The organism is bacterium, assembly GCA_024228115.1.
In the GTDB taxonomy this organism is placed as follows: domain Bacteria; phylum Myxococcota_A; class UBA9160; order UBA9160; family UBA6930.
Genome location: JAAETT010000047.1, coordinates 1 through 18,164, shown reverse-complemented (window position 1 = coordinate 18,164; position 18,164 = coordinate 1). Strand labels below are relative to the sequence as shown.

Here is an 18,164-nt window from a genome sequence, read left to right as displayed (position 1 = left end):
CAGCGGAGAACCATGAGCCACCCGTACTACGACCCGACCGTGCACGGAGACGTGCTGAGTCGCCTCAACCTCTATCGTTTCATCCGCGAGCACCTGTATCACGGGGGCGCGGGGGAAGGGTACTATCTCGAGTTCGGCGTCTTCAACGGCGATTCGATGTGGGAGGCGTACCAATCGCTCCGCGGTCTCGTCAGCCACTACGTCGGTTTCGATTCGTTCGAGGGTCTGCCCGAGCTGAGCCAGGCGGATCAGGCTGCCAAGGACCTCCAGCCTTTCTGGGACGCGGGAACGGTCAAGGGCGACACGCGAGATCGGGTCTACGAGGGTCTGGTCGCCCGCGGCATTCCCCGAGATCGTCTCACCCTTGTGGAGGGCTTCTACGAGGCGTCTCTGCCCGCGACCCCGCCGGACTTCTTCGAGGGCAAGGGGCCGTGTCACGTTTGTCTCGTGGACTGCGATCTCTACTCATCGTCGAAGCAGGTCTTCGAGTTCGTCGAACCGCACTTGACCACGGGGACCTGGCTGCTGCTGGATGACTACTGGTGCTACCGGGGCTCAGGGAAGCACGGTCAGCAGCGGGCCTTTCGCGAGTGGCTCGAGGGCTCGGACCGCATCACGGTGCAGGAGTGGGGCAACTTCCGCGGCTGGGGCAAGGCCTTCCTCGTCGACGAGGTCTGACTCTTCTCCCAGGGATCCAGGAGCCGGTGAGCACTGAAGCCTGCCCTCAGGGCCTACCCGCCGCGGCGTTCGACAGGTAGAAACGCAGCACGTCGCGCGGCGAGATCCGGAAGCGTCGGCATACCGCGCGCGCGCAACGTGCCGCGAGTAGGAGCCGATCCGTGCGAGCGATCACATCGAAGCAGGGCGAATTCCATGCGATGTCACGAAAGGTGTCGCGCGCGATGATCCAGCCGGGCAATTTGGCCCAGCGTTCCGGGAGCTCCAGGGTGGCCAGGATCTCCTGGAAGCTGCTGGGGCCCCAGCGGTGGGGCCGCCGCATGCCGGTGCTCTCGAGTGTACGAACCCGTCCCTGGGCTGCGAGTGCCGCGACAAGCAACCAGTCGGCTCCCAGCGTGTTGCGCACGATCACCCGGTCGAGAGCCTCCCGACGCATGACACCATAGAACGTGCTGTTGTCTCCGACCTCTTCGTAGAAGCGTTGTACCCGGGCCGCAGGCAGATCCTCCTCCAGGGTCATCGGCTTGCCGGGTACGACCGTGCCTTCTCGATTGCCAGCCACGTTGTCGAGTGTCGCCACGCCGGCCGCCAGGGTGTGGCCAGGGTGGTCGTCGAGGAAGGCGATGCAGGTCTCCAGGTAGTTGGCATCGATTTCGTCGTCGTCCGCCAGCCACATGAAGTACTCGCTCTCGACGTTCTCGCGGAGGCCGTCGAAATTGACCGCGGGTCCCACGTTCGCTTCGTGACGAGTCGCACGGATCCGTGGGTCGGCGGCAGTCCAACTGCGGATCACCTGTGCCGTTTCGTCGGTGGAGGCGTTGTCCGAAACACGCAGCTCCAGCTCCCGAAAGCTCTGCTCACAGATGCAGCGGATGGTCTGGTCGAGGCTCTTCGCCCGGTTCCGGGTCGGTAGGCCGATCGTGATGCGAGGGGCCGCCATGTCAGGCGAGCCCCGGCAAGTCGCGGTCTCGCTGTGAGATGATCGGGTCTGGGAGCGGCCAGGGGATTCCGAGGGATGGGTCGTCCCACCGCACACCGCGGGCGAGCTCGGCAACATAGGGCTCGGTCATCTGGTAGGTCATCTCGACGTCGTCGGTGAGCGCCTGGAATCCGTGGGCCGTTCCGGCGGGGAGGAAGAGCATGCGGGGAACCTCGGCATCGAGCTCGAACGATTCCCATCGTCCGTGGCTCGGGAGTTCCGTGCGTAGATCCAGGACCACGTCGAAGACCCGGCCGCGAGCGCAGCGGATGAGTTTGTCCTCGAGATGCGGCGCGGCCTGGTAGTGGAGCCCGCGGAGCATTCCCCGAAGGCGCGTTCGGGTCACGCTCGTCTGGGCGTAGCGAATGGGGAGCCCGGCCTCTGCAAACTCCCGCTCACAGAAGGTGCGCGCGAGCCAACCTCGCTCGTCCCCGTTGAGTTCGAGCTCGATGTGGCGCACGCCGGGCAGGGTGGTGTCATGAAAGATCACGTCAGCACCCGCGGACGGGGAAGCGGCACCACGAAACGGCCGCCTGCCTGCTCCCACTCGCTTTGCTGGGCGCGGATTTCCTCGGCGAAGTTCCAGGTCAGCAAGAGAGTGCGGTCGATCTGCTGGTCGCGCAGGGCCTCCGGGGGAAGGATCGGAAGGTGCGTTCCCGGCGTGTAGAGCCCCTGCTTGTGGGGGCTCAGGTCGGCCACGAAGGCCAACCTCTCGGCGCCGATACCACAGGCGTTCAGCAGCGTGCTGCCCTTGGCCGAGGCTCCATAGGCGGCCAGGCGATGGCCTGCCGCGGCCTGTTCGTCCAGGAGCTTCACGAGCGCGCCGCAGAGCTCTCGCGTTTCCGCGGCGAAGTGCTCGTAAGTGCCAATGTTCGCTACGCCTCGTGCCCGCTCGTCCTCCAGAAGGGAAGCGATGCGCGGAGTCGGTTCCTCGCCGGCGTGAGCGATGCTCAGGCGGAGCGATCCGCCGTGGAGTTCCAACGGCTCTACATCCACCATGGCCAGGCCGTGGCGTGCGAAGAGCGGAGCCAGCGCCGTGGCGGTGAAGTAGAAGACATGTTCGTGGTAGATCGTGTCGAATTCGATCCGGTCGATCATGTCGAAGGCGTAGGGGAACTCGAGCACGGCCCGGCCGCTGGGCGCGAGCAGCTTGGCCAGGCCTGCGACGAACTCATTCGTGTCCGGTGCGTGAGCGAAGACGTTGTTGGCCAGCACGAGGTCGGCCGGGCCGCGCTCGCCGACGATGACATCGGCGAGCTCCGCATCGAAGAACGCGACCCGTGTGTCGATGCCTCTTCTCTGGGCCTCGGCCGCCACGTTCGTGGCAGGCTCGATCCCCAGACATGGAACGCCGTGTTCTGCGAAGTGCTGCAGCAGGTAGCCGTCGTTGCTGGCAATCTCGACGACGAAGGAGTCCGCGCCGAGGTTCAGCGCTGTCCGGTGGAGGTCTACCGCCTCCCGGGCGTGGGCCACCATCGCAGCGGACGTGGAGGAGAAGTACGGGTAGTGGGTGAAGAGCTCGTGCGGCGGAACCTCATCAGCGATCTGCACGAGCCAGCAGCGTGGGCAGGCGAAGACGCGAAGGGGCACGCGGGGTTCAGGCTGCTCCAGGTCCTCTTCGCGTAGCAGGTTGTTCGCGAGGGGTTGCAGCCCGAGATCCAGGAAGGGCGTTGCCGCCGGTGCGCCGCAGGAGCGGCAAGCGCTGACGCTCATGTTGCCTGGCCCCGCGTTGCAGGCGTGGCGTCAACGGTCCACGCGCGAATCTGCTCCAGGCAGAGTTCATGCAGATCGTCCCGCTTGGCTTCGTGGCGGGCACGGTACCAATCCGCCGAGCGGGCCACGGCCTCCGTTGCGTCCCAGGCGGGGGTCCATCCGAGGGCCGCGGTCGTTGCCGCCGTGTCGAGTTCGAGGTGGGGCGCCTCGTAGGGTGCGCCGGGCTCGCTGCGATCCTCCCAGCGCCCGGGCCAGCAGGAAAGGAAGGCCTCGACGACCTCGGAGGCGGTGAGCCGACCTTCGGGAGCCGGGCCGATGTTGAACGCATCGGCCCGATTTCCATCGCGCGGCGTCGTTGCCAGTTCCTGGGCCAGGCGCAGGTAGCCGGACAGGCAGTCCAGCACGTGCTGCCAGGGGCGAACCGCGCGCGGGTTGCGCACGGGCACAGGGTCGCCGCGAAGTAGCGCGCGCACGGCATCCGGGAGCAGGCGATCTTCGCCGTAGTCGCCGCCCCCGACCACGTTGCCCGCCCGCACGGTGGCAACCGGAGGATCGGCTGGCCCGTCGAGGAAGCTCGAGCGGAAGGAGGCCACGACCAACTCCGCCGCGGCCTTGCTCATCGAGTAGGGATCGCGTCCGCCGAGGGGGTCGCCTACCCGGAAGGGCCGGCCCTCCCCGTGGTTCTCGTAGCATTTGTCCGTGGTGGCGACGATGACGGGCCCGGTCACGCCGAGCTCGTGTACCGCCTCGAGGAGGTGGTGGGTGCCCAGGGCGTTGGTCTCGAAGGTCAGGCGCGGCTCACGGTAGGAGCGACGCACCAACGCCTGCGCGGCGAGGTGGAAGACCATCTCCGGCGCGGCACGTGCCAGCGTGCCCTTCAGCGCGTCCGCATCCCGGATGTCGCAGACGAACTCATCCTCGAACGTGTCCGGATGCAGGATCTCGTGGAGCGTGGGCGACGGTTCGGGCGGCAAGGCGAGGCCCGTTACCCGCGCCCCCAGTTCGTGGAGCCACAGGGAGAGCCATGCACCCTTGAAGCCATTGTGACCGGTGACGAGGACGCGCCGGCCCCGGAAGACATCGCCGAACATCTCCTACCAGAGTTTCCAGGGCGCGCGGCCTTCGGTCCACATCTGGTGCAGCAGTTGCTGCTCGCGGTAGGTATCCATGCATTGCCAGAAGCCGTCGTGGAGGAATGCCTTCAGCTGGCCCTCACCGGCGATCCGTTCCATGGGCTCGCGTTCCAGGATCGATTCATCCGCGTCCAGGTAGTCGCCCACGCTCGGGTCGAACACGAAAAAGCCTCCGCTGACGAAGGCGCTCTCCTTCTCGGGCTTCTCGTGGAAGGAGGTGATGGTCTGGCCGTCCAGCGCTAGCTCGCCGAAGCGGCCCACGGGACGCACGGCTGTCAGCGTTGCCAGGCCGCCATGCTGACCGTGGAAGGCGACGACCTCGTTGACGTCACAATCCGTCAGCCCATCGCCGTAGGTACATAGGAATGTTTCGTCGCCGACATACTCGAGGGCCCGGCGCAGGCGCCCGCCGGTCTGGGTCTCCAGGCCGGTATCCAGGAGCGTGACCGTCCAGTCCTCTTCGTCGTGGGAGTTGTGGTAGGTGATCTCCGGGGTCGGGCCGAGGCGCAGGGTCAGATCGCTCGTATTCCACTGGTAGTTGCGGAAGAAATCCTTGATCACCTCGCCCTTGTAGCCGAGGCAGAGCACGAACTCCTTGTGCCCGTAGTGGGCATAGAGCTTCATGATGTGCCAGAGGATCGGACGATCTCCGATGGGCACCATCGGCTTCGGCCGGTATTCGGTCTCCTCCCGGAGCCGTGTCCCGAGCCCTCCACATAGGATGACGACCTTCATCGCACTCCAGGGTAGGAAATCTGCTGGCTAGCGTCTGCCGCCCAGCCAGCGGCTGGCGCGGGCGAGAAAACCGGAGGGCGGGCGGGGCTTGGTGTCTGCCGATCGTTGAATCGAGACTGCCCCCTTCAGGTCGGCTGGATATCCGAACCGCTCGAAGTCTCTCGCGGCCCAGGCGCCGACGTCTCGGACCAGCGCGTCGTCGTAGTTCTCCCGCCAGGCCTCGTTCCCGGATTTGTTCTGCACCGGCACATCCTCGGCGTGCTGCAGGATGCCGACACGCAGCAGTTCCTCCCCGAGGCGCTCGGAGTAGAGGACTTCGGGTTCGGACTGGAGATTCGCGTGTTCGAGCCAGCGGGTCATCGACCATTCCATGACGGGCCGGGTGTCAGGCTCCGGCGGGTCGAGAAAGAACGTGTCCACGAAGGCGCGGAAGTCGGTCACGAGCTCGGGGGAGAAGCCCTCGGTCCACCAGGCTTCCTTGGCGACGTCCTTGCCCCACATGCGCCACAGCGCCGTGGCGCGGCGGAACGGGTTCATCACGGAGATGAACACCCGATATTCGCTCCACGCTTCGGGGATCCTGGTTTCGTGCTGCACGCCGTGGGACACGCCGCCGTGCTGGGGCAGGAAACGATGCAGCGTGGTGCTCGCCGTCTTCGGGATGCCGAGATAGATCCATCGGCCCTCGTGGTGGACGATCACGGTTGCGTTCCGTCGTCGATGCCGCCGGCGAGACGGTTGACGGCAATTCGCGCTCGAAGCATTGCGCGCCGGCGCAGCCCGTGGCGGGCGATGGGCTGCTCCCAACCCCCGGTGGCGTCGGCGATCTTCGAGGCGCGCTCGCTCGCGGGAAGAGCATCGTAAGCATCTCGCCACCCATGAATCTGCTCAGCGAAGCGTTGGCCGAGGGCGTTCACTTCGAACTCCGCTTCGATCCGCGCGCGTCCCGCTCGGCCGAGTGCGAGGCGACGCGCGGGCTCCGCGGCCAGCAGGTCGAGGGCACTCGCGAGCGCTTCCGCATCTCCCTCGTCGGCGAGGAGCCCCGTCTCTCCATCCGATACCGCCTCCGGAATGCCCGCGTGTTTCGTGGCCACCACCGGAAGCGCCATGGCCATCGCTTCGAGAACGGTTGTAGGGATGCCTTCCGCGTGACCCTCCGCATCCGTTCGGCTGGGCTGAAGTGCGACGTCGGCCTCGCCCAACGAGACGATCAGGTGCTGTACCGGTACGAGACCTTCGAAATGCACCGCGTCGCCCACGCCGAGCTCCGCAGCGAGTTCGCGGGCGGCGGTCTCGAGGGGGCCGTCGCCGTAGAGGTGGAGCCGGCTCTGCGGATGCCGACTGTGGTGGGAGGCGAAGGCGCGGAGCCCGGTGGCGTGATCCTTGAAGGGAACGAAACGCCCGGCCATCACGATGCGAAGCCCGTCCTCGTGGGCAGCCCGATCCGGTGGCTTGAAAGGAGCCAGGTCGACACCGTGGTGCTGGAGGAACGTCTGCCCGTTCGGAACACCCCAGGCCTCGAGATCGTGCACCACATTTCGGGAGACACCGCCGAGGTGGCTGCCCGGCAGCCGCACCAGGCGTTCGAAGCGCTCGCGAAAGCGTTCGTCGAGCATGCCGACCCGGGCGTCCCCGCCGTGGAACAGGGTCGCCAGGGGCACCTTGGCATGGGCGGCCAGCGCCAGGCTGCGCCAGCCGTTGTTGCCGAGCTGGGCGACGATCGCGAATGGGGGCCCGTAGCGCCGGACGATTCCCGCCAGCAACCAACGCACATATTCCTCGTGATGCAGGCGGGCACGATCGACACGGTGCACCGCGATGCCGCGGGCGCGCAGGTCTGCGCGGGTTTCCGAAGAGAGCCGGCTTTCGACGTAGGCGTTGTCGTCGAGTTCCAACACGACCTGGCGGAACGAGCCCGCCAGTCCGCCGACCAGCCGGAACACCGTCGGGTGCGCTTCGGGTGTGAAGCCGTGGGAGGTCGTCTGGATGAGGAGGGGGCGTTCAGCGGGCGAGGACGGCATCGTAGATGTCCAGGGTCGCGCGGGCGGCCCCGCTCCAGCTGAGCTCCTGCTCGGCGAAGGTTCGCGCGGCCTGGCCGCGTGCGTCCCGTTCCGTCGGGTCGCCGAGCCGGCGGAGGACCGCGTCCGCCATGCCAGCCACGTCGCCGCGAGGCAAGAGGTCCGCGAAGGCTTCTCGGGTGTAGTCGGGCAGGGCGCCCACGTCGTTCGTCACCACGGGCAGACCGCAGGCCAGGGATTCGAGGAGCACGCTGTTGCCGAGGCAGTCGAACATGGGAAGCAGCAGGAGGCTCGCGCTTCGGTAGAGGGAGAGCAGGGCGTCGTCATCCAGGCCCGCGTGGAAGCGCACCTGCTCGTGCCGGGAGAGGCGCAGGAAGAGATCGTCCTTGCGGTCAGCGTGGGGGACGAGCAGATCGAAGCCGACCTTCGAATCCCGTGCGAGCACCTGCTCGATCACCCCTTCCAAGGCGGGCAGGTCGCGTAGCCAGCGTCCTGCAAAGAGGCAGCGGGGCTCGCGAGCCTGCTTGCCCAGTTCCGCGGGCCCGACGGGGCGAAAGAAATCCGTATCCACGGCGTAGGGTACGAAGTGCACGCGTCCGGGCACCCGGGCTTCGAACCAGCGCGCCTCCGCACGGCCCATGACGATGAGCGCGTCCAGCGCTTTGAGCTGGCCCAGGTTCTTGTGGCGCAGGCGATACCAACCCGGTGGCTGGTGGACTGTTCCGACCAGGCGGGCCGGAAGGTGATCGCGGTAGCGGGCGAGCAGGCCGAGCTGGTTCTCGACGTAGGTGACGTGTACGAGGTCTGGCTTGGAGATCCGCGCCCGCAAGAAGGCCTCCGCCTCCGCCCGTGCGCCGTAGATGTTGTAGAAAGGGCTGCCCTGGCCCCGCCGCCGGAGACGATTGAAGACCGGCCTCGTGCCCGGCGGAAGGCTTCGCCGCACGAAGACCGAGCGGTGATCCCCGGGACGCATCCGCAGGACCTCGTCGCACAACGGGTCGTAGCCGCTGTGCCGACCCATCCAGCGGAAGTGCTCGCGCAGAAACAAGAAGCGTGATGTCATCGGGGCGCGGGTTCTGGGGTCCGCAGGGGGAGGTGCCTTCCTCCGTCCCCTCGGGGTGTGAGGGGCCACCACTCGGGAGCCGGGCGGTGAGAACGAGAAGCGGTTCGGCAGGATGTATTCCGCATCAGATGCACTGCGCATGAACCTAGCCGAGGCCAGACGTCGCCACCCGATCTACTAGACTCGCCCGGGTCGTACCCAGGAGTTGATCGATTGCGTCTGGTTTCCCCCGTCGGTCAGCCCCGACTCGATTCGACACGCTCCCGCGCCTCGTTCGGCCGTTCGAGGCAACGGCCGGTTGTGGTTCACCTGACTTCACAAGAATTCGCCCCGGCCAGCCATCCGGGCGTGTACCGGACCGTCCTGGGGCTGGCTGGCCACGGCACCCACGTCGTCTTGTGTACGCGGCGTTCTGGCTATGCGGACGCGCCTCTGACAGCAAATCGGCGCCGCGAACTCGCCAGCCAAGGGGTTTTCGTCCACCCGATCGAGCTTGCGCCCCTGCGCAAGGCCTTCGCTCCACGCCGGCTGTTGGCGGGGCTTCGGGGCGCCTACGGACGCCCGCAGGCCATCGTCGCCCACCTCGGCAAGAATGCGTTTCGTTCGCTCCCCCTCGGCGCGTTGGCCGATGCCCCGATCCTCGCGATCTTCCACGGCGAGGATGCGAATCTCGATGTGCGCGACCCGCGCTACAGAGAGCGCTTCGAGCGGTGGTTTGCCTCGCCCGGGGCGGTTGCGCTGGGTGTGGCCGATCACCTGACGCGGAAGCTGGTAGCGGCGGGGTTCCCGCCTGAGCGCGCGTACACTCACCACCTCGGGATCGATCTCGCTGCCCATCTGCAGAGGCCTCGGCACGAAGGGCATGGGCCGTTGCGTCTCGCCCTGAGCGGGCGGCTGATGAGCGTGAAGGGGCACCGAACGGCTTTCGAGGCTCTTGCCATCGCCCGCAAGGATGTGCCGGGCAGCGAGCTGCATGTCTTCGGGGCAGGCCCGCTCGAATCCACGCTCCGAGAGCGGGCAAAGGCCCTGGCGCTCATGCCCGCCGTACATTTTCGCGGTGCGTTGCCCGTGGATGTCTTGCGGGCCGAGCTGGCTGGTTCGGACGTGATCCTGCAGCCTAGCGAGGTGGATGCCGAGGGGCGGGAGGAGGGCATCCCGAACAGCATCCTGGAAGCCATGGCGTTGGGCCTGCCGGTGATCGCCACCCACCATGGTGGAATTCCCGAGGCCGTGGACGACGGGGAGACCGGGCGGCTCGTGGCGGAGCGGGCACCCGAGGAACTTGCCCAGGCGATCGTCGAGCTGGCTGACCCAGCGCTCCGTGAGAAGTTCGGGCGCGCAGGCCGTGCAAAGGTCGAGGCGGAGTACGCCCAGGAACTGCGAGGTGTCGCACTGGCTGAACGCATTCTCGAAGCACGCGACGCCTATACCACGATCCCTCGGTCCGTTCGGCGTGCCGCGTGGCGGGCAACAGTCGAGGGTTATGTGGAGGCGCCCGAGGCAATCGGGCGCCGCGAGCGGCTCCGTTGGCCCGTGCGCTTGCTCGTTAATCGCTGGCGTCAGGAGATTCCGTGAGCCCTGCGCCCGCCGATGGCGTGGTGCTGCACGCCAAGTTCGCGGCGTACCTGGGCTGGAGCCAACCGTTCCTCCACAGCCTACTGAATGGGCTCGAGCCCAAGGTTCCCGGAGCCGTACTCTGCAACCGGCGTGAGAACCGCGAGCGTTTTCCCGTCCATCGTTATGCCTGCGCGAGCAGCCAGGCGCTCTTTCGACCCGCCGGAGCAGCGATTCTCGCGGAGGTCCTGCATCAAGCGTGGCGGCCCTGGCTGCTTCACGCCCATTTCGGCTGGTCCGGGATCCGTTCCCTGCTCGTGCGGCAGTGCCTTGGCGTGCCCCTGGTGACGACCTTCGGCGGTCGGGATCTGGGCGCGGATCTCCACGATCCTGGTCATCGGCCTCTCTACGCTCGACTGCTTCAAGCCTCGGACCTCTGCATCTGTGTCTCGGAAACGCTGGCGATGGAGTTGAGCGAGCAAGGAGTGGAGGACGCACGGATCCGCGTGATTCGGCGCGGGGCAGACGTCGATTTCTTTCACGAACAGGCGCGGCCACCAGCTGGCCCTGATGGCCCGTTGCGAATCCTGATGGTGGGACGAATCGTCGAGAAGAAGGGCCATGACGACGCAATCCGCGCTCTGGCCACCCTGAGGGAGGCTGGCCAGTCGTGTACCTTGCGGATCGTCGGCGCGGGGGACGAGGGGAGCCTGATCCGCGAGGCGGAGAAGCACGGCGTGGCGGGTTGCATCGAGGTTCGGGCACCGACCGATGCCGCGGGTGTGCGCGATCATTTCGCTTGGGCAGATGTCCTGCTTCACTGCTCCCGGCGCGCTGAGGATGGGGACGTCGAGGGGATTCCAAACGTGGTCGTGGAGGCCGCGGCAACGGGGCTTCCGATCGTGGGGACGCGTCACGGCGGGATACCGGAAGTGGTGGTCGAGGGAGAGACCGGACGCCTCGTTCCCGAGGCGGCTCCCAAGGCATTGGCGGAAGCGTTGGGGCAGCTGGCGCAGGACGGCGGACTCCGGCGGGCATGGGGTGTCGCCGGCGCCCGTCTGGTGCGCAGTCGTTTCAGCCTCGTTGCCCAGCTCGAGGCGCATCAGGCCGCCTACGAGACACTTCGAACTGCGACTTCGCGTGCGGTCCCGCTCGGTGGCGACTACACACGCGAAGCGTTGGTCGCCCTGGCCCCCGCGATCGACGCGGATCTTCTGGTGGCCTCGCGATGGGCGACACGGCATTGGGTGGCCGCGCCCACAGCGGGTGGGTCGGTTCCTTCAGCGCAGATCTCGGCCGATTCCAGTACCAGGCCCGAGGCTTCAGCGGCTGCAACTGCAGGCCCGGTCCCGCTGCGAGAGCGGGTGCGCCGTCTGGGCGCCGCGTGGGCCGAGTTCCCCGTACTCGGAGTGCCGATGCGCGCCTACCGTGCCTTGCGCCGCGTCTGGGGCGCGGCGGCTCAGCAGCGCGAGGACGTGCGGGCTTGGGGCGCACTTGCCAAGGGCCTACGCCTCGACCTTAGGGCGACAGACGCCGGCATGGCCGTTCGTCGCGTCGTCAAGGAAGGCCCGGCTTCCGATGCCTCGAGCGGCAGGCACGCCGGGCTTCTACCTACACTGGATTGACGTGGCGCGGCGGCCATCGCCGCATCGTCCGCCGCACCCAGCGTCGTGCGTTGTCGCGAGCTCGCAGGGAGCGCTCCGGGTTCCAGCCGAGACGGCCTGCGCAGAAGCGCCCGACCTTGTCCCCCACCTCGTACTCGATGACGGCGTGCCGCGGAGGGCGGCGGTTGCCCCAGCTCGGTGGAAAACCGTGGCCCCAGGAGCGCATGAATGGGCCAAAGCTCGAGACCGCACGATCAATGATCTCGGGCGTGTAGTAGTCCGCAAAGGGCCCCTTCTTCGCAGGTGTGATGTTGTACTTGGGGATGTCACGCTCCGTGCGGATTCCTACCCGGGAGAGCGCCAACCGGAAGTCCTGGTCGAGATTTTCGTGGCGGAGCACCTTGTCGAATCGGTCTGAGATGCCCGTGAAATAGGGGCTCGTGTACAAGCGTGGAACGAATTGGCGAAAGAAGGCGGGGAAGTCGGCGTCGGTTTCCTGGATGAAGCGAAACCGTTCGCGTTGACCCCGTGTCACGTGGCCACCGTTTTCCGCCCACGCCTCGGGGTCGGTGAAGATCCCGTACCGATTCACCTTCAATTTGAAGTATCGGGCGACCATGATTTCGAGGGGATTGCGAATGGTCCCGAAGACGAAATAGTTGTGATCGTCTCCGTGGGTCGAAGCGGTCAGCTCGGCCAGGTGGCTGTGCTTCTGCAGGATTTCCTCACCCTTGTAGCGCGCGCATAGCTCTTTCCCGATGGCACTGGAGGCAGTGTCCGGGACCTGAACGAACACGTAGCGGTGCTCGTGGCTGATGATCATGTTTCACCTTTCGCCTGGTTCGTCGAAGAACTCGGTATGCTGCCTCCGAAGGAACGCGTAGACCTCGGAGTGCTGCGCATAGACTTCGATGAATCGGGCTTCTTCCGGCGGAAGCGCCTCTACTTGTTCGGTGACGATCTTGACGTCGGGGTCTTCACGGAAGGCGGTGACCACGCGCCCGTTTCCACCGATCGAGTGGTCCGGGGCCGCATCCAGCTGGGAGTCCCGGCTCGGGAGAGCCAACGTCCGCTGGAGGCGTTCTAGATGGCGATCTGGATCCTTCCGGAAGGCATCGAGGTCGAGGAAGACCTTCGCCCCGCGGTTCGGCAAGTCGAAGGCGAGCTTCCGGTATTCGTCGTCCCATCGGCGCAGATAGGCGTCCACGGATCGCGGCTTTCGCCCCGGTCGCGCCGCTGATTTCCACGCATGTCGCGGATGGCGGAACAGCACCAGGGCGTCGAAGCGAAGCCAGGGATCGAGGGTCAAGTGCTTGAGCTGGTTCTTGTCGGTCGAGACCAGGGTCTGGGCGCCCAACTGCTCGCCGATTCGCCGGAACCAGTCACGGCGATCCAGGGATAGTGCCCGTCGCGCTTCCCAAGTCCAGATTGGGCAAGTAGGCCCACAGGAGTTGCAGTACGACAGCGCCTCGTCCCGGTCCGCGTCGAAGTCGATGTCCACGCCCTGCCACCCGATTCGCCGGTGGATCAGCCAATGGCTCTCTCCGATGTTCGATGCACCGGGAAGGCCACCGAGCAGGTGGCCGACGAGGGTGCTTCCGCTGAAGGCGACGCCTGTAACACAGAGATGGCGGGGTGCTGCCCGGGTGGGGTTGTCGTCGAGGTGCGCGCGGAGGCTCTCGATCTGGCGGCGCAGACTGAACGCTCGAGGCTCCGGCTTGGTTCTGGCAAGAAAGTGGTCGGCGTGGCTTCGGGCGGCGGCGAGGTCGCCGCGATCCAGGGCGCGACGAGCCAACTGACCGTGAGCCTGGGCCTCGAGTGCGGGCAGGGTGAGTGCCCGGGTCCAGAGGTCTTCGGCCCGATCCGGGTCGCCCGCCAGGCCCGCCAGTTCCGCTGCGCGGCGCAGGGCCTTTGGATGATCGGAGCGATGCAGGAGAACGGCTTCCCACCGCTCTCGCTCCCTAGCGGGGCGCAGCTCCACATGGGCGGCCTCTGCGCGGCGCAAGCGCCAGACTTCGGCCTGGCGCTTGAGACGGCTCAACATCCGTCGAAGCCGGCCGCGTGGCCTTCCCGCAGCTCTCGAAGGACAGGACTACGTAACTCACGTGCTGCGATCGCTTCGGCTTCGTCAGCGGGAAGGGTATGCCTGTCCTGCGCGCTGATCGCAAGCTCGCCGCCCTCGGCCCGGAGACCTGCGTGCGTGTACTTGTTGCCGCCGACCACATGTTGATCGGGGGTGATCGCCAACAGATCGTGCCCCACCGGGATGGGAATTTCCAAGAGCTCGGCAAGGCGTCGAAGGTGGGCAGCCGGGTCGCGGCGGAAGGCGTCGAAATGCAGAACCACACGCCTGCCTTCGACCGGAAGGTCGTGGAGCAGCCGAGCGTACTCCCGCTCCCAGCGCGTCATGTAGCGGCTTGGCTCCTTCGGCGGGCGCGGCCTCCGCCGGGCCGAAGCCCATGCGGCCGAGGGGCTCTTGAACAGTACGATGAGGTCGTGGCGCCCGAAGGGGTCGAGGCCGCTCAGCTTGGCGTGGCTCTTGTCCGATGAGAGCAGAACGGGCGTTCCGGCCTGGGTTGCGAGCTTGCCGTACCAGTCCACGGGTTCTTCTGCGAGAGCGTGCCGGAAGGCGAGCGTCCACAACGGGCACGGTTGTGCGCCACACGAGGAGCACGGTGCCATGCCGCCGAGATCTGAACCCGAGCCGCCAGCGGGACCGCTGCGCATTCCGTGCCGGCTATACACCAGGTTGTGGGATTCACCCACGTTCGTCACCGCGGGCAGGCTTCCCAGCAGGAAACCGAGCAATGTCGATCCGCAGAACGACATGCCCCCGATGGCCACGTGCCGCGCCGCCAGCGGGCGGATGCCTCGCACCAGGTGATCTCGCAGGTTTCGGGCGCGATGGGCGATCTCGTGGGGCTTGCCCTCGGGGGCGAGGGCAGCGGCACGCTCCGCAAACCGAAGGGCCTCCCGAGCGTGGCCCGCGTGCAGGTGCAGCCGCGCCAACTGCAAGCACGCGTCCGGCCGCTCTGGCCGCAGATCGTTCAGGCGTTGCCACAGCTCCAGGGCTTCCTCCGCCTGGCCCTCGAGCTGAGCCAGGCCGGCGAGCCGTCGCAGTGCACTCACGTTCTCGGGCTCGCGAGCCAGTGCCTTCGTGTAGACGCTGCGTGCTTCGCTCCAGCGCCCGTCTTCCTCGAGCGCATCCCCCGCCCGAACACGCTCGTTCAGGCGGGCGTGACGACGGCCGGCAACCCGCCGGAGGATCTCAAGCATGGGTTTCTTGATAGCGAAACGCCGCGAGGCCAGCCCGGCGTTACACTGCGGGCTCCCAAGGAGGATCCATGGCCGCCTTTCCCGAGTCTCCCCTCGACCCCGCCACATTTCTCGAGCAGTGGCTTCCCGATGCGTTTGCGGAAGCAGGCCCGATGCCAGGAAGTGAGGAGGTCGACGTGAAGCTCGGAATCCTCCTCGAAGGGGAGGGCGGCGGCGAGTGGATCGTGCACATGGACAGCGGGCAGGTTGCGATCCAGGCTGCACCCCGCGAGGCGACGGCCTTCACGTTCGTTCAGACGGTCGGGGATTGGCGCGGTGCCCTGTGGGAAGGGCATGGTGGCGCCATCGGCAAGGGTGCCTCGATGTTCTTTCGACCCGATGCGCTCAAGGAGGCCAGCGAGAGCGGCACCAATCAGCTCGGTGGCGCGCCGAGCCCCAAGGCCCTGGCGGAGATGCAGCAGCTTTCCGGGTTGATTCGAATCGTGGTCGGCGGCGAAGCTCCCTGGGCCGTCGGGTTCCATCTCGGCCCCGGCTCGATTCCGGAAGAGGCGACCACCACCCTCTCGATCGCTGCGGAGGACGCCGCTTCCATGGCAAGCGGAGAGCTCGATCCGATGACGGCCTTCATGTCGGGCAAGATCCAGGTCATGGGCGACATGGCCTTGATGATGCAGATGCAGGCCATCCAGATGAAGGTCGCACAGGAAGAGCAGCAGGGCGGGGGCGGGAGCGGCGCCTAGCGTTCGCGCTGTCGTTCAACCTCTGTTGTCCAAGGCAAGGTCGATGCATCCCATTCTTCGGCAGCGGCCCTTCGAACCAGGGCTGCGGCTCGTTTCGCTCGAGGGCCTCGGTGGCGAGGGCGCCCATAGCGGCACCTCCTTCCGGGCCGTGGATGAGGACGGCCGCGCGTACAAGCTCCGTGAGTGCGGGAGCCGCCAGCGCGCAGAGGAAATCGAGCGCCTGGTTCGAGGCCTGCGGTGGCTATTCCCTTCCTTCGTTTCCCGCGACAAAAGCCTGCTGCTGCTCGACCTGTTGCAGGACCATCGTCCGCTCACCCGCCACGAGCTACTCGCACGGGCCAACGAGATCGGTAGCCTGGCCGCCCGCCTGCACCGTGCCGGCCGTGCGGAGTTCGCGGCATCGCGCTGGCGAAGAAGCTCGGAGCAGGTGGCCACGCTAGGTCGGCTCCTGGCGGACCTCGTGCGGGTTGCCCGCGGCAGTCAGCTCCCGGGGCGCAGTGTGCGAGACGTCGCGTTCAAGGCAGCGCGGCGCCTGCTTCGCTACGGCCTGCCACTCGAGCTCGAACTCGATGACGTCCACAAGGACAACTTCATGTGGCGTGAGGAGGATGACGATCTCCGCTACGTGGACGAAGAAGCCATCGGACTGGCGCCCCGCGGCCTCTCCATGGCCACGTTGCTCAAGACCGCCAATCTTTCCGACACCCTGGAGGCCTACCGCGAGGGCTACGCCGCGGAGGCCGACGCCAGCTGGATCGAGCCCGGTTACGTGGAGTGGTTGCTCTTGCAGGATGCCCTGCGCCGGGTGGCCCACAAGCTGCGCAGCGGCTTGCGTCCAGAGAAACTCCCGGACGAGGTCGCCGAACTCCGCGCCATGGCGAATACGCGGGAGATCGCCCTCGAATGGCGCTTTCCAAAGGACGCGATCCGACGCGAGCGCCGGGCCCGCCGCCGCGCAGCCCGCGCCGCAGCCCTGAGGGCCGCTGAGAAGGAGTCCGAAGCCCAGGATCGCTAGCGCCCCAAGGGGCGATCAGCTAACTCCTCGTGTCCGCGGGGCGGTAGTTCAATTGGTTAGAGCACTGGCCTGTCACGCCAGAAGTTGCGGGTTCGAGTCCCGTCCGCCCCGCCATAGGTGCCCGTCCCCGTTGAGTTTTTCCAGGCCCCTTTCGGGCCTTGAGCACACCTTGAGCACGCGGGCGGGTATTTCGGTCGCCCCGCTTGGAGTGGTGAGCCCCGAAGGCCTCCACCAGCGCCGAGTCCGCGAGCTTTGCGTAGCGCTCTGTCGAACGGGCATCGCGGTGGCGCAGCATCCGCCGCACCAGTTCCAGCGGCATGCCGGAAGAGTGCCACCGGCTGGCGCTCGAGTGCTTCGTGCCCTCGTACATGCGGACCTTGACGCCCACCGCCCGGGCGGCGCGGTTCCACTCTTCGCGTAGCGCGTTCGCGATCCAACGGCGCTCCCGGTTCCGGCTGGTGGGATTCGGGAAAAGCGCGGGGGACGCGGCCCACGGGGGGCCGCCGAGCCGCAGTGCCTCGCGGCGCTCTTCCAGGCGCCACTCGATCCACTCGCAGAGCTCGCCGTCGATCGGGATCCATGCCGCCTCGCCTGTCTTGGTCCCACCGGTCGGAGCCGTCGAGTTCGGGCCCTTCACGGCGCGGCGGATCCGCAGGCCGGGGATGTCCTCACGATCCTCCACGTCGCTCACATCGAGGGCGCGGATTTCGCCTGGCCGCGCCCCATGGCAGGCGGCCAGAAAGGCACCGCGCCGCTCGACCGGGATCGCGTCCAGGATCGCCCTCTGGCTGGTCTCGGACAGGATCGTAGGCGCGTGATCGGCGACCGGGACCACTGGAAACGCGGGTACGCGATCGATGAGATCGAGGCGGTAGAGCCACGTCACGAATGCTCGGAAGTACCCGAGGATGTTCCGCACCGATTTCGGACTGAGTTGACGCTCCCTGGCAAGCCAGCGACGCCAGTCACTGAGGCTCTTGGCATCGATCTCATGGATGGACACCTCCGCCCACCAAGAGAAGTCGCCCTCCTCGCGAGCGCATCGTCTCAACTCGCGCAGGTGATTGGGGCTGATCTCCAGCCGTGAGGCGCGGTCCTCCTGCTCCTCCAGGTAGTCCGCGAGGTAGGAGGCGATGCTGTTCGCTTCCGACGAGGCGGGTGCGAACTCATCGACGGCGATCTGGGGGTGGTTTCCCTTCGCGATCTGCGTTCGAATCGCGGCGAGGACGGAGTCGGCGATGGCCTTCGATTCGAGAGGCACGCCGCGCGCGGAGTAGAGGTAGCGAGGACGGACGTGCCGGCCGAGATCGATCTCCCAGCCGGTCCGGCCATCGCGGCGACACTGGACCCGACCAAACTCTCGCGCCAGCTCCCAACCCTCCCCGGTGAACGTCCGGAGCCTACCACGGCGAGCGGCTCCTCTCATCGAAGAACCCGTCCCGGGACCCGCATAGTCGCGGTAGGGAACTCGATATTGGTGGGTTGAAGCGAGACATCCATCCGACCGCGCATTGGACTGTAGACGCTCACTCAGAAGCGTAGAAATCTGATCATTTGGCCGGGGGGCGACGCAGCCCGCCGTTCCGGATTCCGATTCAGATCTTCCGGGTCGAAAGGTCCTTGACCCAGGGCGAACGCCCTCCCGGCTCGACCGGA

16 protein-coding genes, 1 tRNA gene and 1 pseudogene are annotated in these 18,164 nt (G+C 66.9%); 6 read left to right on the top strand and 12 right to left on the bottom strand.

Features of this window, described 5'->3' with window-relative positions:
- The first annotated feature begins 12 nt into the window (after positions 1-12).
- The gene (locus GY937_01610) at positions 13-678 is read left to right on the top strand and encodes a class I SAM-dependent methyltransferase (GenBank protein ID MCP5055401.1); all 666 of its coding nucleotides are present in this window, start codon (positions 13-15) and stop codon (positions 676-678) included.
- Between the two features lie 46 nt (positions 679-724).
- Here GY937_01610 and GY937_01605 read toward each other — a convergent pair whose 3' ends face one another.
- The 8 genes from GY937_01605 to GY937_01570 are packed head-to-tail and all read right to left on the bottom strand — an operon-like array spanning position 725 to position 8,319.
- Entirely contained in the window at positions 725-1,618 is an 894-nt protein-coding gene (locus GY937_01605) for a glycosyltransferase family 2 protein (protein ID MCP5055400.1), read from the bottom strand.
- A gap of 1 nt (position 1,619) precedes the next feature.
- Positions 1,620-2,147, bottom strand: a complete 528-nt coding sequence (rfbC, locus tag GY937_01600; protein ID MCP5055399.1) for a dTDP-4-dehydrorhamnose 3,5-epimerase — start codon at positions 2,145-2,147, stop codon at positions 1,620-1,622.
- Positions 2,144-3,370, bottom strand: a complete 1,227-nt coding sequence (locus GY937_01595; GenBank protein MCP5055398.1) for a class I SAM-dependent methyltransferase — start codon at positions 3,368-3,370, stop codon at positions 2,144-2,146. The genes rfbC and GY937_01595 overlap by 4 nt, the downstream gene beginning before the upstream one ends.
- Positions 3,367-4,461, bottom strand: coding sequence for a CDP-glucose 4,6-dehydratase (rfbG, locus tag GY937_01590; protein ID MCP5055397.1), 1,095 nt, complete (start codon positions 4,459-4,461; stop codon positions 3,367-3,369). Before rfbG ends, GY937_01595 begins: the two co-directional genes overlap by 4 nt.
- Positions 4,462-4,464: 3 nt before the next feature.
- Positions 4,465-5,238: a glucose-1-phosphate cytidylyltransferase gene (rfbF, locus tag GY937_01585; GenBank protein ID MCP5055396.1), complete on the bottom strand. Its 774-nt coding sequence runs from the start codon at positions 5,236-5,238 to the stop codon at positions 4,465-4,467.
- Between the two features lie 27 nt (positions 5,239-5,265).
- The gene (locus tag GY937_01580; protein ID MCP5055395.1) at positions 5,266-5,940 is read right to left on the bottom strand and encodes a hypothetical protein; all 675 of its coding nucleotides are present in this window, start codon (positions 5,938-5,940) and stop codon (positions 5,266-5,268) included.
- Positions 5,937-7,259 carry a glycosyltransferase gene (locus GY937_01575; GenBank protein ID MCP5055394.1) on the bottom strand — a complete coding sequence of 441 codons (1,323 nt, stop codon included), beginning with the start codon at positions 7,257-7,259 and terminating at the stop codon, positions 5,937-5,939. Before GY937_01575 ends, GY937_01580 begins: the two co-directional genes overlap by 4 nt.
- Complete coding sequence (locus GY937_01570; protein ID MCP5055393.1) at positions 7,240-8,319, bottom strand: glycosyltransferase family 4 protein; 1,080 nt, start codon at positions 8,317-8,319, stop codon at positions 7,240-7,242. Before GY937_01570 ends, GY937_01575 begins: the two co-directional genes overlap by 20 nt.
- 348 nt (positions 8,320-8,667) lie before the next feature.
- On the opposite strand from GY937_01570, the gene GY937_01565 reads away from it, so the two are divergent.
- Both GY937_01565 and GY937_01560 read left to right on the top strand, forming a co-directional pair.
- Positions 8,668-9,894, top strand: coding sequence for a colanic acid biosynthesis glycosyltransferase WcaL (locus GY937_01565; protein MCP5055392.1), 1,227 nt, complete (start codon positions 8,668-8,670; stop codon positions 9,892-9,894).
- The gene (locus GY937_01560; protein MCP5055391.1) at positions 9,891-11,498 is read left to right on the top strand and encodes a glycosyltransferase family 4 protein; all 1,608 of its coding nucleotides are present in this window, start codon (positions 9,891-9,893) and stop codon (positions 11,496-11,498) included. The genes GY937_01565 and GY937_01560 overlap by 4 nt, the downstream gene beginning before the upstream one ends.
- Here the strand turns inward: GY937_01560 and GY937_01555 are convergent.
- The 3 genes from GY937_01555 to GY937_01545 are packed head-to-tail and all read right to left on the bottom strand — an operon-like array spanning position 11,485 to position 14,753.
- Positions 11,485-12,300, bottom strand: coding sequence for a hypothetical protein (locus tag GY937_01555; GenBank protein MCP5055390.1), 816 nt, complete (start codon positions 12,298-12,300; stop codon positions 11,485-11,487). The genes GY937_01560 and GY937_01555 overlap by 14 nt on opposite strands.
- Positions 12,301-12,303: 3 nt before the next feature.
- Positions 12,304-13,521 carry a hypothetical protein gene (locus GY937_01550; protein MCP5055389.1) on the bottom strand — a complete coding sequence of 406 codons (1,218 nt, stop codon included), beginning with the start codon at positions 13,519-13,521 and terminating at the stop codon, positions 12,304-12,306.
- The gene (locus GY937_01545) at positions 13,515-14,753 is read right to left on the bottom strand and encodes a tetratricopeptide repeat protein (protein MCP5055388.1); all 1,239 of its coding nucleotides are present in this window, start codon (positions 14,751-14,753) and stop codon (positions 13,515-13,517) included. The genes GY937_01550 and GY937_01545 overlap by 7 nt, the downstream gene beginning before the upstream one ends.
- Positions 14,754-14,821: 68 nt before the next feature.
- On the opposite strand from GY937_01545, the gene GY937_01540 reads away from it, so the two are divergent.
- The 3 genes from GY937_01540 (at position 14,822) to GY937_01530 (ending at position 16,622) form a co-directional block, all read left to right on the top strand.
- The gene (locus GY937_01540) at positions 14,822-15,493 is read left to right on the top strand and encodes an SCP2 sterol-binding domain-containing protein (GenBank protein ID MCP5055387.1); all 672 of its coding nucleotides are present in this window, start codon (positions 14,822-14,824) and stop codon (positions 15,491-15,493) included.
- A 43-nt stretch (positions 15,494-15,536) separates the two neighbouring features.
- A complete protein-coding gene (locus GY937_01535; GenBank protein MCP5055386.1) occupies positions 15,537-16,508 on the top strand; it encodes a hypothetical protein in 972 nt (323 codons plus the stop codon).
- Between the two features lie 37 nt (positions 16,509-16,545).
- A tRNA-Asp gene (locus tag GY937_01530) sits at positions 16,546-16,622 on the top strand.
- A gap of 127 nt (positions 16,623-16,749) precedes the next feature.
- Here the strand turns inward: GY937_01530 and GY937_01525 are convergent.
- Positions 16,750-17,427 (bottom strand): annotated as a pseudogene (locus tag GY937_01525) (site-specific integrase).
- Between the last annotated feature and the right edge of the window lie 737 nt (positions 17,428-18,164).